The organism is Methylomonas sp. HYX-M1 (assembly GCF_040741385.1).
In the GTDB taxonomy this organism is placed as follows: Bacteria; Pseudomonadota; Gammaproteobacteria; order Methylococcales; family Methylomonadaceae; genus Methylomonas; species Methylomonas rhizoryzae.
On sequence record NZ_CP160406.1, the window covers coordinates 19758 to 36156 of the forward strand.

At 49.3% G+C, this 16399-nt stretch carries 8 protein-coding genes and 1 pseudogene; 6 read left to right on the top strand and 3 right to left on the bottom strand.

Translation table 11 applies throughout. The features are described 5' to 3' along the window. Window positions 1–4: 4 nt before the first annotated feature. From AB0A83_RS20510 to AB0A83_RS20520, 3 genes and pseudogenes are all read left to right on the top strand, one after another. On the top strand, window positions 5–9481 hold the full coding sequence (locus tag AB0A83_RS20510; RefSeq protein ID WP_367156211.1) for a strawberry notch-like NTP hydrolase domain-containing protein: 9477 nt from the start codon (window positions 5–7) through the stop codon (window positions 9479–9481). A gap of 50 nt (window positions 9482–9531) precedes the next feature. Further along, a pseudogene (locus AB0A83_RS20515) lies at window positions 9532–10663 on the top strand (IS3 family transposase). Beyond that, window positions 10632–11000, top strand: a complete 369-nt coding sequence (locus AB0A83_RS20520; RefSeq protein WP_367156212.1) for a hypothetical protein — start codon at window positions 10632–10634, stop codon at window positions 10998–11000. The pseudogene AB0A83_RS20515 and the gene AB0A83_RS20520 overlap by 32 nt, the downstream one beginning before the upstream one ends. Before the next feature lie 184 nt (window positions 11001–11184). Here the strand turns inward: AB0A83_RS20520 and AB0A83_RS20525 are convergent, their stop codons facing one another. Next, on the bottom strand, window positions 11185–11856 hold the full coding sequence (locus AB0A83_RS20525; protein ID WP_319962704.1) for an SOS response-associated peptidase: 672 nt from the start codon (window positions 11854–11856) through the stop codon (window positions 11185–11187). Between the two features lie 147 nt (window positions 11857–12003). Here AB0A83_RS20525 and AB0A83_RS20530 point away from each other — a divergent pair, with 147 nt between their 5' ends. The 3 genes from AB0A83_RS20530 to AB0A83_RS20540 all read left to right on the top strand — a co-directional run bounded on the left by AB0A83_RS20530 (window position 12004) and on the right by AB0A83_RS20540 (window position 14505). After that, on the top strand, window positions 12004–12483 hold the full coding sequence (locus AB0A83_RS20530; protein WP_367156213.1) for a LexA family protein: 480 nt from the start codon (window positions 12004–12006) through the stop codon (window positions 12481–12483). Window positions 12484–12488: 5 nt separating this feature from the next. Then, a complete protein-coding gene (locus AB0A83_RS20535; RefSeq protein ID WP_319962703.1) occupies window positions 12489–13790 on the top strand; it encodes a Y-family DNA polymerase in 1302 nt (433 codons plus the stop codon). 454 nt (window positions 13791–14244) lie between these two features. Then, a complete protein-coding gene (locus AB0A83_RS20540) occupies window positions 14245–14505 on the top strand; it encodes an HNH endonuclease (RefSeq protein WP_367156218.1) in 261 nt (86 codons plus the stop codon). 337 nt (window positions 14506–14842) lie between these two features. On the opposite strand, the gene AB0A83_RS20545 is transcribed toward AB0A83_RS20540, so the two are convergent. After that, window positions 14843–15736 (bottom strand): PHB depolymerase family esterase, encoded by an 894-nt coding sequence (locus AB0A83_RS20545; RefSeq protein WP_367156214.1) that lies wholly within the window; start codon window positions 15734–15736, stop codon window positions 14843–14845. Window positions 15737–15781: 45 nt separating this feature from the next. Then, a complete protein-coding gene (locus AB0A83_RS20550; RefSeq protein WP_367156215.1) occupies window positions 15782–16384 on the bottom strand; it encodes a hypothetical protein in 603 nt (200 codons plus the stop codon). Window positions 16385–16399: the final 15 nt, after the last annotated feature.

The following is a 16399-nucleotide window of genomic DNA, read 5'->3' on the forward strand; positions in this document are numbered from 1 at the left end:
ACCAATGGCGAAGACACCTATTTCTAATCAAGGACAACTTGATTTTTTCAATTTTTTTGAAGATTGGCTTGTTCCCGAGCCAACGCCGGTTGACAAACCGGTGGTGGCGGTTAAGGAAAGCCTGGACTCATCCCCGAACGATGCTCGGCATTTACTCGCATTAAGATTGGCGCAACGCTTGAGTGAAGAAGGCGGTATTACATCAAAGATATTAACCGAGGAAGCGAATCGTGCGTTTGGTGGAACCCAGGCCGGTGGCGATTATTTATCTAAGGATGCTTATGATGCCTTAGAGGCCGCTTTTAACATCCACTTGCTCGGGACCGAAGACGCGACTTGGACAGCATTGAATGCCGACGAAGCCAAGCTAAAGGTCGTTGACTTAACAAATCGGATTCAACGATTGCCTACTCAGACGCGACGTGATGAAGAAATGGAGGAATTCCAGCAGTTCAGCACACCGCCCGCGCTCTCTTTTGTCGCTAATTGGGTTGCGAATGTCAAAAAGGATGATGTTATGGCCGAGCCGTCTGCTGGTACAGGAGACTTGGCCATATGGTCGAAGATGGTTGGGGCCACACTGATTCTGAATGAATTGTCCCCTCGTAGACAAGCTCTATTGGGTGCCTTGTTTCCCGAGGCGACAATATTTAAAGAGAATGCTGAGCAGTTGGATAACGTTCTACCTATCGAGTTTAAGCCGACAGTGGTTGTAATGAATCCACCATTTAGTTCGTCTGCTGGTCGTATACAAGGGCAGCGGGACACAACTAATGGCGCAAGACATCTCGAACAGGCATTAAAGCGCCTAGAGCAAGGTGGGCGATTGGTGGCGATTGTTGGGAACGGAATGGCCGCGGATAAGCCTGCCTTTGCTTCATGGTGGAAGGATATACAAGCCAAATACAATGTAAGGGCCAATATAGGCATTTCCGGGCGAGAATATGCTAAATACGGAACCACATTCGACAATCAAATTTTAGTAATCGACAAAAACGGGGTCACGACGCAGCCGATATTGACCGGCAAAGTAGATTCGGTGGCCGATTTACCAGCATTATTGGAGGGTATAAGAAATGACCGTCAACATATTCAATCAACACCCGATAAACAGGCAAGCCGCCCAAATACTCCGCCAATATCAGATACCATTCAATCCGGAAACGGAGTTAGCGGCATTAGCATTAGTGCGGACAGCGTTAGAGCGGAATCTGCTGGAAACGGGACCGATTCCGGATCCGCTCTTATTGATAGCGAAGTTAGCGGCTCAACCGAAGATAGCCATGTCCCTAATGACGGAATCGGAGCCGGGAGTGGAGTTCGAGATAGAGTTATCGGAAACGCTGGAGGAAGCGGCGGCGGAGATACTAGAGGAACTAGTAGCCTCACTACAAGCAACAGTGCCGCAAGCGTTGCAGTAGAAGCTAAGGATGATCTAGCTACTGAGTTTACCGATTCTGTCTTTGCGAACTACGCCCCACAGCGTCTTACAGTACAGGGCTCTAAACCACATCCAGGCAAATTGGTGCAATCAGCGGCAATGTCCGCTGTTCAACCACCTGCACCGTCTTACGCTCCTCTATTGCCAAAGAGTGTCATCGAAAATGGCTTACTTTCGATTGCTCAGATTGAGGCTGTTGTCTATGCAGGGCAAGCGCATTCGGAAATTTTGCCGAATGGTTCGAGGAAGGGCTTTTTCATTGGTGATGGTACTGGCGTTGGTAAGGGTAGGGAAATATCCGGCATCATTTTGGATAACATGCTGCAAGGTCGCACCAAGGCCGTTTGGGTTTCATTCAATGAAGGCTTGATAGAAGATGCTAAAAGGGATTTTGCGGGTGTTGGCGGCGACCCGACAAAGATATTTTTTCAAGGTAAGACCAAGGCCGGGAACGAAATAACGCAAGAGGAAGGTATTTTATTCACTACTTACTCGACGCTACGTGGTGGCGAGAAAAAGCAGGCGAATGATTTGGGACAAAAGGGCGGTAAGTCTCGCGCTAAACAAATCATAGACTGGTTAGGTAAGGATTTCGATGGTGTTATCGCATTCGACGAAGCCCATAGCATGGGCAATGCCATTGCGATTAAGGGAAAACGAGGCGTCAAGAAGCCTTCGCAACAAGCGATAGCCGGCATTAACTTGCAACGCGAATTACCTAATGCACGTGTCACCTATGTATCAGCTACCGGCGCTACCGAGATAAGCAATCTTAGCTACGCGGATCGTCTTGGCTTATGGGGTGAGGGAACCCCGTTTGCCGATACCAATGCCTTTATCAATGGGGTATCGAAAGGCGGAATCGCATCAATGGAATTGATCAGCCGGGACATGAAAGCAATGGGCATGTATTTGGCCCGGTCGTTGTCCTACGATGGTGTCTCTTATGAGCGCTTGGAACATCCACTATCTGACTTACAGGAAGATATTTACAACGAACTGGCCGGTGCTTGGCAAGTCGTTTTAAATAATGTTGAGCAGGCTCTTGAACTCACTCAAGCAGGCAAGAGCGGTCCGGGTAAAAGCGCCGCTATGTCTCAGTTCTGGGGCGCACATCAACGATTCTTCAATCAAATTGTCACGGCGATGCAAACGCCGGCAGTGATAGACCATATTCGCGACCAGTTAGATGCTGGACATGCGGCTGTGATTCAGTTGGTCAATACAAACGAAGCTGCACAGGAAAGGATTATCGCCGACGCTACAGCCAATGATGCTCCTTTGGAAGAATTGGATTTTACGCCTCGGCAAATGCTTATGGATTACGTCAGAAACGGCTTCCCGGTTGCTGCTTATGAGGAAACGAAAGACGATAACGGCAACATAACCTACGTTCCAGTACGTGACTCGGAAGGGAATCAGGTATTTGACCGAGAGGCCATTGCATTACGCGACTCTTTATTAGAAACATTGCATCAAATTCGTGTTCCTGAAAATCCATTGGATTCGATCATCAATGCCTTTGGTTCAGAAAGAGTTGCCGAGGTTACTGGCCGTGGACGACGCTTTGTTCAATCTCGCGATGATGAAGGTAATCTACGAGTTTTCGAAGAAAAGCGCGGCAAGAACTCTTCTCGGGCCGACGCTGAGACGTTTCAAGCCGACAAAAAGGACATTCTCATATTCTCGGGTGCCGGTGGGACCGGTTATAGCTTTCATGCTGACAACACTGCGGAGAATCAACGTAAACGGATTCATTACATCTTACAACCTGGTTGGCGAGCCGATGCCGCCGTTCAGGGGTTTGGGCGAACTCATCGAACCAATCAAGCCCAAGAGCCCCATTATGTATTACCTACCACTAACTTAAAGGCACAAAAACGATTTGTATCTTCAATCGCTCGTCGGCTTGACCAACTCGGAGCGCTTACTCGCGGGCAGAGAGAGGCCACTAGCCAGGGTATGTTTACTGCTTCTGACAATCTTGAAAGCCAATATGCATCGACCGCGCTGAATAACTTTTTTCGTGATCTGTATCGTGGGACCACAAGCCTTAAGTTCCACGACGTTACCAAGCAGATGGGGCTTAATCTGCTTGATGAAAATGCTTCATTGAATGAGAGCAATCTGCCGGCTATACCGCAGTTCTTGAATCGCCTACTGTCGCTGAAAACCGATATGCAAAACCAAGTTTTTGGCGAGTTCGAAAAGAGACTTGTGGAAGCCGTGGATTATGCCAAGCAACGTGGTTTGTATGATGTTGGCCTACAGACTATGACGGCCTTAAGCATCCAGAAAACACGGGATGATGTCGCTTACGAAGATAAAAAAACAGGTGCTCAAACTCGATATGTCGAGTTGGCCGTGACTAACGAGGTTCATTATCACAAGTGGGAAGAGACTAAAAAGTTTCGCAAGGATAACTTAAAAGAAGGCGATCTAAGTGGATGGTTTGTATCAGAGTTCGGCAAAAACAAAGGGGAAGTGTTTTATCTTGGCGACATTGGCGACCGGCTTGATTCCGATGGTAAATCAGTCCGTCGCGGTATCGTGCATACAATCAAGAAGCACGATTACCGATATATCGACAATGCCGACGTTATCAGTCGCGGGTTTGACTATCGATCAGTTAATGGCTCTTATCAGCGGGTTACTTTGACTCGGGCGATTGATGAAAAGGAAGCGGAAAGGCTTTGGAATGAGCAGCTTGCGAATGCGCCGAAAACCGAAACAAAAACCGAACGCATGCTTGTCGGTGTGATTTTGCCAATCTGGGATCGTGTCGAAGGTGCCGAAACCATTCAACGATTACAAACAGACGACGGTGAACAATTACTTGGCCGAATGTTGGGGCCTAAGTCGGCCAAGCAAACACTCAAAAACCTGGGGCTAGATTCTGGCCTTTCAAATATGACGGCAAGTGATTTGTTTGCTGCCATCACAAAAGGCAGTAAGGCCATCCTTTCCAACGGTTGGGAAATCGCAACTGCCAAGGTCAATTATGAGGATCGTATCGAGCTTAAGGGCCGTGGCTATCTGACCGATGCCGAAAAACGGGTATTGAAAGAGCAGGGTGCTTTTATTGAGCGCATCAACTGGGCCGACCGGGTGTTTATACCAACCGGTGAAAATGGCCTCGGTGTGTTCGAGCGCATTACTTCATCAAAGCCCGTTGTCGATTTAATTGGAAAAAATGATAAAGATAGCGATCAGGAGGAAAACGAGGCCGTTCAAGAGTCCGCTACATTCAATCCAACATCGAGTAAGTTGGACACAGTTGTTGCCGCAAGTGAAAACACGCATAAGATCGAAGTGGAGTCATTGCCTGAAGGTTGGACAGAATCACAACCGGGTGGATTGATTGCCAGTCTTGATCCTGAGAAGGGAGGGATCATTGATAGCGAGATTGTTTCAGGTAAGTGGTTTGTTATTCCTAACAATGACGCTTTAACTCTAATCACCGATCTTGAGACACGAAGCGATGCGATTAAGGCCTTAGAAACCGCAGTTAATCTATTACAACCTGAACAGTCTTCACAACCAGATCAGACCGATCAGGGCATTGCGCCAATTCCATCAGAACCGAACAGCGTTACCGAACCACATGCGCAGGCGCCGGCTGTTTTTAATCACCTTGCTAACCAAGAGGTTATTTCAATGGATAAAACGAAGAAACCATTTCACGAAACAGTTGCAGAAAAGCTAATCGAGCAACTTGAGCAAGGTACAGCGCCGTGGCAAAGGCCGTGGAACCCGGACGAAGCAGGTGGATTTCTCCCATATAACCCTGTTACCGGCAATCGATATAAAGGTATCAACACTCTCCATTTATTGTCGGAGGATAGGAACGATAATCGGTGGATGACCTATAAGCAAGCTGGTGAGCTTGGTGGGCAAGTCCGAAAAGGAGAGAAGGGGACTGGTGTTCAATATTGGAAATTTACCGATGAGCAAACAAAGCGGGATGATAACGGCAATCCGGTTTTAGACGAAGAAGGCAATCCGGTGAAGGTGGTCGTAAAGTTGGAACGTCCACGGGTTTTCTTTGCAACGGTGTTTAATGCTGAACAGATCGATGGTTTGCCGCCGCTTGAAAAGAAAGAGGTAACTTGGGACCCCATTGAACGCGCAGAAAATATATTAGCGGCGTCAGGTGCCGATATAAATCATAACGGTGGTAGCCGTGCGTTTTATAGACCGTCTACTGATAGCATTCACTTGCCGGAAAAAGGCCAGTTTCCAACCGCAGAGAATTACTATGCGACCGCGTTGCATGAGTTGGGGCACTGGACTGGACACGAAGACCGGTTGAACCGGGACATTGCACATCCATTCGGAAGCGAGGCTTACGCCAAGGAGGAGTTAAGGGCGGAAATTGCCAGTATGATCTTGGGTGAAGAGCTTGGTATTGGTCATGATCCTGTTCAACATGCGGCTTATGTTGGCTCGTGGATTAAGGCTTTGCGGGATGATCCAATGGAGATTTTCCGGGCGGCATCTGATGCGGAAAAAATTCAGGGTTTTGTGTTGGGCTTAGAACAAAAGTACTTTCAAGAGCAAGAGCAAGAGAATGTGCAAGTAGCTCTTGATGGGTTATCAACCGTGCTGGCTGTTGATATTGCATCGGTATTACCGCAGTCATTACCACGTGCAGATTTATCGGCGTTGGGACCGGTAGGCCAAGCCATCGCGGTAACAAGGCTATTGTCTGACCAAGTAGGCATTACAGCCGATATTGAGCGATTGGCCTTCAATGGCTTAACGGCCAGTCAGATTGCTCAAGACCTAGAGGATCGTTTAACGCCTATTGCCGACCAGGGATTAGTGCCGTTTGTTCGGCAGGTTCGTGCGAGTCTTGGAATTCCGCCGCTCGATGTAGCACAGGCCTTTTCTGAATGGCGGGATACGGTTGAGGCACGGCTATCATCGCCTTCGGTAAACATCGATGTGTTGCCAAGAGCGGATGTATCTGCTCTTGGCCCTGTTGGCGAATCTATCGACCGTTCCCGCGAGCTTGCAGACCGTTTAGGATTGACTGCTGACATTGAGAGGATGGTGTTTGACGGGCTAACCGACATGCAAATCTCCACTAGCCTCGAATCCCGCCTTGACCCCATTACGAATCTCGCTCTTCAAGAACAGCGCGATCCATTAACGGCGGCAATATATTTCGTTAGACAGGTTCAAGCGAGTCTTGGAATTCCGCCGCTCGATGATACGGAAGCACATCAGTCATGGCGAACAAAGGTTGCCGGTCGTTTGCTTGATCACTCGCATAGTGACGCTGAACCAAATTCTGCGCCTTTGCGGCAGTGGTATAAGGATAACGTAAAAGCAGATATTAACGAGGTTGCGTCTGTTGAAAAAACGGCGAAAGCTGTCGGAGTTTTTGATGGACCACTGGCTGTTGATATTGCGACGGTATTGCAAAGGTCCGAAGAATGGACGTTCGATCATTACCAGGACTATGAAGGCGAGAGCCTGGATGTGGCATTACGCAAAGAAGGGCTCAATTCAATTCAGAATGTGGTCGGCAATATACCTGAGCGGTTTTTTGACACCGCTATTGAAACTCTTTCCCCTATTTTCGGCATTGCGCCAGATGATATTAGCGTGACCAATGCTTACTTTGAGCGCAAGGGGTTGGCTCAGGCGTTCCAGACAATGGCCGATAGGCTAGTCCAGAATCAAACACAACAAGTTTCTTCGCCGGCAATTGCCCTATCCAAAGAAGGTGTTGAGTTGGATAGGCGTAATTTGCTCGATCTGTTCCCAGAGCTCAATGGTCCAGATGGCAAACCGAATGGTTTTGGTATTTCGAGAATTACGTTAATGGCGGACGGTAAGGTTGTTATCGATAGCGACAGCAAGAAAGCAATCGTAGCCGATACATCGGCCCAGTCCGAAACCGGAGTCACACATCAAGATATTGCTGACTATTTCGAGCGTGGGTATATCAAAACGGTAGCGTTATCGGAATCTGCCAAACCGGAAACCACTCAATTTGAAGGAGGCGTTATGCGCGTACCTGTTGTTAATTCAACTGAACGTCTTTTAGAAGAATCTGTGCGGAATATTGAGTACGCGCAAGAGGTCATTCCTGAATGGCGTGGTAACTACGCTCAAGAGCAAGGTAATGGAAATGTTCGACGTGCGATTGATTTGATCCAAGGTGGGCAAGTCGATAAAGCGATCGATGCACTATGGTTAAACGTTGAGCTAGAACATCGATACGGTGGTGAAAATAGCGATGAGTTTCGTGACGCCATAAAAGTGTTGGAAGAATACTGGCGGAAATGGCAAGCCGATAATGGTGTTGGTCCAGCTATCACGCCGGCTATGAAAAGGGAATTTGATGCTTTGCCGCGCGACCTAAGTCAATTATCAAGTGCGACATTCGAAGAGTATCAAAAGGCGGCGGAAGTCGCCAGATTAGAAGAGCAAGCTGTCAAAAACGACCCGAATAGCTCTGATGAGGACATAGCTGCCGCTCGGGAGAAGAGGAAGTCCGCCGATCTGTTGGCTACGGTAAACAGCTCAGACTTCCAGAATAAAGTTTCTGAATTTGAGCAGAAACAATCGGTCGCCAGCTTGTCGGGCCAAGGTGGTGATAGTGTGCGGCCAGACCAACAAAACACAGGAAATGATAAGACCTTTATTGCTGTGCCTTTCCGCGAGAAAGAGGAAGCTAAAGTATTGGGTGCCAAATGGGATAGGCAACATACATCCTGGTTCATTCCTGCTGGTGTTGATCAATCGGCGTTTTCTAAATGGTTGCCGTCGGAGGCTGGAGAAGTAAAAGTAACGTCGGTTGTTAATTCGGAGGTGGGTAAACCAACCGCCTCCGATAAGTTATACCTTGCTGTTCCTTATTCGGAGAGAAAAGCCGCGAAAGAAGCCGGTGCTAAGTGGGATGCCGGCGCTAAATCGTGGTATGTCGGTCAAAATGCCAATATGGATAAGTTGCAACGATGGTTGCCTGATAACACTAAACCGCAGCAAGAACCGGCAATGACCCCGCGCGAAGAATTTTCATCGCTACTTAAGGATATGGGGTTTGTGCTTTCTGGAAACCATCCTGTTATGGATGGACAGCGACATAGGCTTGAAACGGTTGGTGATAAGGCTGGCGAGAAAGCAGGATTTTATGTTGCTCACCTGGATGGTCATCCTGCCGGTTTTGCTCAGAATAATCGTACCGGCGAAGCCCAGAAATGGAAGTCAAAGGGATATTCGCTTAGCGATGGAGAAAAGGCGGAATTGCAAGCTCAAAGCGCGTCTAAGTTGCAAGCAAGAGAAAACGAGCTAAAAGCTAAACAGGATGCCGTAGCGGCCTCTATAAGACAGCTACTTGCTATCGCTCCGCCTGCATCTGCCGATCATAAATATTTGCAATCGAAAGAAGCCCGGCCAGGTGATCTTCGAATGGTGCCGACCGATTCAACAATGTTGCCCCCCGATTCGGCTGTAATGATTGGTAAAACATGGAAGGAGTCGAAGGAGTTGCGGGACTCGCACCCGGATAAACTGGTGTTCACCGCTGGTGATTTACTCTTGTCGGCGCAAGATGTAAGCGGCGTAATTCGATCAGTGCAATCTATCCAGGAAAACGGCATGAAGCGCTTTGCTGCTGGCGGTGCTAAGCAAGACATGTTTCATGTTGTCGGTGGCAATAATGGCGTGGAAGCGTTGGCGAGAGCGCCGGCCATAGTGATAGGTGAGGGGTATGCTACGGCTGATACGTTATCCCAGTCACTCGGGTATCCAACGGTTGCTGCGTTCGATTCTGGCAATTTGCCGCACGTTGCAAAGCTATTGCGCGTCCAGTTTCCTGATAAGCCAATCATCATTGCTGGGGACAATGATTTGCATCAAGAACTGACCGAGGGCCGCAATCCGGGTAAGGAAAAAGCTGAGGCGGCGGCCACAGCAGTAGGCGGTGTCGCGCTGTTTCCGATTTTCGCTCCTGGAGAACAAGCGTACCCCATAGATCTTGATCCTGAGAGGTGGTGCCGAAAAATTGAACAACCGATTAAGTGAAAGACCTGCTACTTTTGAACGTCCGTAAGGACAAAGCAATGGAGCAGAAGATGTCTAAAAAACCGCGAAGAAAACATTCACCGGCCTTCAAAGCCAAAGTCGCCCTGGCGGCCTTGGCGGGCGATAAAACCTTGGGGCAATTGACCCAGGAATTCGAGGTTCATCAAAATCAGATTGTCGATTGGAAGAAGCAGCTGAGCGAGCGGGCCGCCGAGGTGTTTGGGAAGCCCGCGGAGCCGGAATCGCCCCCGTCGATCTGCAAGCCCTACACGCGAAAATCGGTCAACTGACATTGGAGAACGATTTTTTAGAAGGCGCGCTCACCAAGGCGGGATTGCTGAGCGCAAAGCGATGATCGACCGTCAATCCAAATTGCCGATTGGTCGGCAGGCCAAGCTATTAGGCATCAGTCGCGGCAGTGTGTACTACCTGCCCAAGCCGGTTCCGGAGCGCGAATTTGACATCATGCGCCGACTCGACGCACTGCACCTGAAACACCCATTCATGGGCGCTCGCCAGTTACGGGATCAGCTGAATCGGCAAGGCATCCCGATTGGCCGCAAGCATGTGAAAACCTTGATGGCGAAAATGGGCATCGAAGCCGTGTACTGCAAACCCAATACCAGCAAGAAGACGCCGGGGCATGAAATCTATCCCTACTTGCTGCGGGGCATGACCATCAACCGTGCCAATCAGGTCTGGGCGCTGGATACCACCTACATCCCGCTGGCCAAAGGATTCGCGTATTTAACGGCGGTCGTCGACTGGGCCACTCGCAAAGTCCTGGCCGCCAAGGTGGCGATTACGCTGGAAGCCTGTCATGCGGTGGACGTGCTGGAACAGGCTTTCAAGCGCTACGGCAAGCCGGATATCGTCAACACTGACCAAGGCAGCCAGTTTACCGCCAAGGCGTTTGTCGATGCCGTGAAAGGTCAGGGCTGTCTGCTCAGTATGGACGGTCGGGGTGCTTGGCGGGATAATGTCTTTGTTGAGCGCCTATGGCGATCGGTCAAATACGAGCGGGTTTACCTGCATGCCTACGATTCCGTCGGCCAAGCCCGCGCTTCAATCCTGGATTATTTCGAGTGGTACAACCACGAACGACCGCATTCCAGTTTGAAACGAAAAACGCCTCATCAGGCGTATAACGATGGGGTGCCAACCCTCAAGTTGGCCGCCTAAACCATGGCAGGGATTTCACTTTAAATCATCGATTTACTGTTCAAACCAATGGGGCCACTTCTCTGTTACGCCGGCATTGGCAAAGGGGGATGGCTTATCCGATGCTCAAAAAGAAGCAATCTCGAAAATGAAGTCCTTTACGGATTTCAACGATCTTGCGACGAAAAGCGTATTGGGTTGGGAAGGTGTTGAACGCCAGATAACAAATGTCGTGAATAAAATTGTGTCCGATCAGCGTGAACGAATTGAAACGAGACAGCATCAAGATAATGTTCAGCGCCTAGAGCTGCAACAGCGCCAGAAACTAGCGTCGCGCAACGCGGTTGCAATTATTTAGGTTATAGCTTGCAGCCATCAGTCGGTGAAAACTGCTGGCGAGAAGAAATACAGTTAGATGATGGATGTTGTATTTTAGCCGCTAAAATTTTCAATCGTTTTTCTGAGTTTTTATTATGGCTATGCCCGATAGTATTGGCCAGGAACCTAAACGGCTTGCTCGGCGAATAGCGTCCTTGGTCTGGTTAATGCCGAATCGGCATGGCTTCAACGCAGCGCGCATCATTGTGCAAAGGACTATTCACCCAGTCACTGACGGGTGTAGCGGTCATCTGCGAATAGGCCTGATTTTCCAGCAGCGCCCATGCGTCGTCTTCGCCGGTGGCTTTGTCGAGCCAATGGTGATAATGCTCTGGTGGAATAATCACCGGCATCCGCGCGTGTATCGGTTGCATCAGGTCAGTGGCGGCGGTCGTGATGATCGTACAGGAGTACAGCGTTTCGGCCTCGTGCGGCCATTGCTCCCACAATCCCGCGAAGGCGAATAACTGACCATCCTCTCTATGAATGTGGAAAGCCTGTTTACCGGTTTCCTGTTTTTGCCACTCAAAAAATCCGTCGGCGGGTATCAGGCAGTGGCGCTGTTTAAAAGCAGATCGAAACGAAGGTTTCTCACGCACGGTTTCTGCGCGGGCATTGATTAGATAAGCGCTGTTCTTGGCATCTTTAGACCAGGACGGCACCAATCCCCAGTGTAGATTGACCGCTTTACGCGACTGGTCTTCCAATTCAACGATGCAAAGAATCTTTTGCCCAGGCGGAATGTTATAACTAGCCTGAAACTTTACCTGGCGCAGCAACTGAAAATGCTCAATGATGAGGTCCGGCGTTGTCGTTAAACTGTAGCGGCCACACATAGCCCTGCCTCGCGCTAATTGCTTGAGCGCATTAAACCCGAATAGCCGGGCGTAGCGCAAGACCGCCACAAAGAACAAATATAGAACATTAACCTTTTCAATGGTAGGCTATGCCACCCGTTCATCAGCCAACTGTCGTGCCATGCCATGCCTGTACTGCCTTTCAAACGTAATGTCGTCGATGATGTAATGATATTGGCCGATCGCGTGGCAGTTTCCAAACCACCTCACTGGTTACAACGACTTCGGCTGCCTTTGTTCGCCGGCAAAGTCTCTGCGGGTTTCCCCTCGCCTGCTGCAGACCACATTGAAAAGAACCTGGACTTAAATGAATTGCTGATCCAAAGACCCGCCGCGACGTACTTTGTGAGAGCACAAGGCGAATCGATGCTCGGGGCCGGCATTCACCCCAACGACATCTTGGTCGTCGACCGCTCCCTGGAGCCGGTCGCAGGTAAAATCGTGATTTGCGCACTCAACGGCGAGCTGACGGTTAAGCGTCTGACGTGTGAAAACGAACAATGGACGCTAAAAGCAGAAAATCCGGATTACCCGGACATCATGCTCAGCGACGATTTGGAGCTGGTGGTTTGGGGAGTGGTGACCAATGTCATTCATCCCGTATAGCCAGCATGTCGCCAGCGGAAAAGCGCATAGCCTTGGTTGATGCCAACAATTTTTACGTTTCATGTGAAAGGGTATTCCGACCTGATCTGAACGGCAAACCGGTGATTGTCTTGAGTAACAACGATGGCTGTGTGGTGGCCAGAAGTGCCGAAGTGAAAGCGTTGGGAACCATTAAAATGGGCGTGCCACTGTTTCAGATCCGCCATCTGGTTGAGCAGCACAACATCCAAATTTTTTCATCAAATTATTCGTACTACGCGGACATGTCAGCCAGGGTCATGGCGACCATGGAGGCCTTTAGCCCCTGCATGGAAATTTATTCAATTGACGAAGCGTTTCTTGATTTGACCGGCGTCTATCCATGTCAATCCGACCCGATTGCTTACGGACAGCGCATCAAGAAAGTGGTGTTCCGCGCGACCGGCATTCCAGTCTGTGTCGGCATGGGGCCGACCAAGACCTTGGCTAAACTGGCCAACTTCGCCGCCAAGAAATGGCCCAAAACTCACGGTGTATTGGATGTATCGGACCCGTTGCGCAGGGAAAAGCTAATGCGTATCGTACCGGTCAACGAGGTCTGGGGGATTGGCCCGCAACTCTCGCGCAAACTGGACCAACTCGGAATCAAGACCGTCTGGGAGTTGGCCTGCCAACCGCCGGCGAAAATCCAGCAGCAATTCAGTGTGGTGGTGGCCCGGACGGTGATGGAATTGAACGGTATTGCCTGCTTGGACCTGGAAGAAGTGGCTCCGAATAAACAGCAAATCGTCTGTTCGCGCAGTTTCAGCCGCCGCTTAACCCACTACCATGAGTTATCCGCCGCGCTGGCCGAGTTCACCAGTCGGGCCACCGAGAAACTCAGGCAACAACAGTCGGTAGCCGGCAGCGTGACGATTTTCATTCGGACCAATGGCTTTGCCGAGCGCGAACCGCAATACCAGCGCAGTGCGAGTGCCAGGCTGGATCAACCCAGTCAGGATACTCGGGTGATCCTGGCGGTCGTGAATCGCTTGCTCAGTGCCATTTACCAGCCTGGCTACGGGTATTACAAATGCGGGGTGCAACTTAGTCAGATTCAGTCGGATACCGCGCCGGGACAAACTCAGTTGTTCGACTTTGCCGACACGGATTTACCAACAGAAAACCGAGCCTTAATGAAAACGGTCGATCACATCAATCAGCGATTTCCTAAAGGCATTGCCATGGCCACGGCCCGCATCGATCAAACCTGGAAACCCAAAGCAGAGCGGATGTCTCAACGGTATACCACTGACTGGCGGGAGTTAGTGTGTGTTCGCTGTAAATAGGAGGCCCTATAAAGCGGGCACCCAGCGCATGGCTATGAGCCGATGACTAAACCATGATGATGGTCCCGATTGCATCCCCCGAGGACCCAATATTCCTTTTCGAAGCGGAAGCCTTAACAATTCTGAATGAATCACTGATGTCGCTGATCAACGCCAAGCGTCATCGATCAACGAAGGATGTCATCGACGGTTTTGTGGTTTGGGAATGTAATAGTTAGTTGTATTGCCCAACGAATAAACAATATAATTTCACCGGGCAGTTCAAAAACGAACGCCTGTATTTTTACCAGTTAGCTGAGCATTAAAGCTGGTTTCCAATGTGCACTCTAGTAGTGCCATGGGTAACTTTTGTTTTTTTGAGGCTATCATGGCAAGATCACGCAAATCCCTAGTAAAACCCCGCTCTATCGCTTTTTCCCGTCAACGCGGTCGCTGTTACTATTGCGACCAACCGATGTTGAAAGGGAACATCGTTGAATTTTCCGCCAAATACAAAATAACGCCTAATCAGGCCAAACTCTTAAGATGCACAGGTGAGCATCTTAAAGCTCATCATGAAGGTGGTTCAACCAAGCCAACTAATATCGTTGCGGCTTGCTGGTATTGTAATCACAAGCGACATCAACGGAAAAACCCACCTGATCCTGAACAGTACAGAGACTTAATTCAGAATCGTATGAGCCAGGGAGGGTGGCACAGTATAAGATTAAACTAGACATTGCATCTGGTATTGATCGGACAACCGCCAATACCAGATTCCTTATTTGCAACTGAAATATATGCCGCTGACCATCGGCGGCAGACGGCCAAAACCCGCCGCTCGGAGTAGCTATCCCATTTTAATAATTAAGGCACCATGTAACCCAATCGGCTGTCCGGTATTCGGCTACGTTTTGGGTCGTCGTTTGATGGCTCTAGGCTCAATACGTCCAGGTCGGTTGTCAACCAACTGTTCAGCCACAAAAAGGAGCTGGCAGACCCGAGAGGAATCCGGGTGACCGTTTGCTTTCGGGTTTACCTTTGCACCCATTACGATTCATATGGAGCCAATTTCACTTTGCCCGTGGGCTAACTTGAGTCGCTGACACAAAAAACTCGACAATATCCTGACTTCGCTCGGGCCAATGTGAATGGATTTGATCACCTTCACAGTACAACGTTTTTACGCCCTCGGCACACCCTGAATAAGAGGAGCAACCATTTGCGATTTTATCCGGAATAGGATCACATTTATTACAAGCTGCCCACCAACCCACCGCTTGCTGACCATAACCAGGAAACAGGCGATCCTTGCTGCTGTGCATGATCATAACCGGCAAGGGCTCGGGGCATTTGCGGTCGCGTAAATCATCATACGCAACCCCTGCTGCGCTCGGCGCAATTGCACGTGGGATGTGTCGTGTGCCAGTCATAAACGCTAATGCCATTGCCGAAGTCCCTCCATCGGAATGTCCCGTAACATAGACCTGTTTTTCATCAATACACCACTTTTTGGCCATTAAACTGGGAATGGTGCCTAATTCTACGGTAGTGCTGGGCGATAAATCCGGGTGATCCGCATAGGCCACGATGAAACCGGCTTGGGTAGCAGGAAAAGTGAACCCAGTTGTTTTTTCGGTTTTAGCCCGATTCGATCCGGCCGGAGAAAATACCAGTAATAGTGGGTGGGCAACGGATGCATCATAATTGGCTGGTGTGCGGACATTGTATTTGATGCCATTTTCGGTTTCTTCACCATAAGTCTCTCCAGCGTCTCCACTGAGTTGATCAGCTTTGCAATGACGTTGCAGCATCTCAGGTCGATACACGGCCTGCCCTAATTCTGCCGAGTCGCCGCTATGATCCATCAAAAGCATGACAACCATTACTAATATCGGTAACCCGAATAGCACTTTCTGCCAAGAATTGGTTCTTAAAAGAAAAACCTTTAATTGAGCCATATTCATAGTCATATTCCCCCTAAGTACGTTTGACTCGCCTGTACCATTCGCTCATGCCCCAGGTGAGTGATTGGGCGCTTCCTTATTCGCCAACTTCATTACTATAAAAGCCAGCAACAACAAGCTTCCGATCATCACAATCTGCAGCATATAGCCTTTTCCCGGAACCGATTCCAGGCCAACAGAGAACGGAATATGAGTATCAAGACGCTTATCCTTGTCGACAATAGCGATGTGTGCCAAATAATTACCAGCACCATATTGACTAAAATCGACCGTACTATCGAAAGTACCGTTTTTAACTTTTTTCGGCTGCTGATAAAAAACCCTTTGCCCTTCAGGTTCTTTGGTGATTTCGAATTCCACGCTGACATTGCGCAGACTTTTACCTTCGTAGTCGAACACCAAATTAGTTGGGCCGGTTTCGGGAATGATGCTGCAATATTCCCGATCCCCTGACAGAGTCGGGGTATAGGCCGTGAAATGGACTCGTTCAAAACCAACCCTCGTAACGCAAGCATCGACCTCGTCAGGCGCACCGCGATGCGCTTGGGCAATAGTTGGCATTAATCCAACCAAAAAGACAACAGGCAGCAGACCCAGCCACCTAATGCGCTTATAAGCCACCTTTTTTAGTTTGATAGAGTTAGACATTGATTTGCCTCCACT

Coding starts and splice junctions, on each gene's coding strand:
- AB0A83_RS20510 (WP_367156211.1), top strand. CDS start 5: ATGGCGAAGACACCTATTTCTAATCAAGGACAACTTGATTTTTTCAAT.
- AB0A83_RS20520 (WP_367156212.1), top strand. CDS start 10,632: ATGGGGTGCCAACCCTCAAGTTGGCCGCCTAAACCATGGCAGGGATTT.
- AB0A83_RS20525 (WP_319962704.1), bottom strand. CDS start 11,856: ATGTGTGGCCGCTACAGTTTAACGACAACGCCGGACCTCATCATTGAG.
- AB0A83_RS20530 (WP_367156213.1), top strand. CDS start 12,004: ATGCCTGTACTGCCTTTCAAACGTAATGTCGTCGATGATGTAATGATA.
- AB0A83_RS20535 (WP_319962703.1), top strand. CDS start 12,489: ATGTCGCCAGCGGAAAAGCGCATAGCCTTGGTTGATGCCAACAATTTT.
- AB0A83_RS20540 (WP_367156218.1), top strand. CDS start 14,245: ATGTTGAAAGGGAACATCGTTGAATTTTCCGCCAAATACAAAATAACG.
- AB0A83_RS20545 (WP_367156214.1), bottom strand. CDS start 15,736: ATGAATATGGCTCAATTAAAGGTTTTTCTTTTAAGAACCAATTCTTGG.
- AB0A83_RS20550 (WP_367156215.1), bottom strand. CDS start 16,384: ATGTCTAACTCTATCAAACTAAAAAAGGTGGCTTATAAGCGCATTAGG.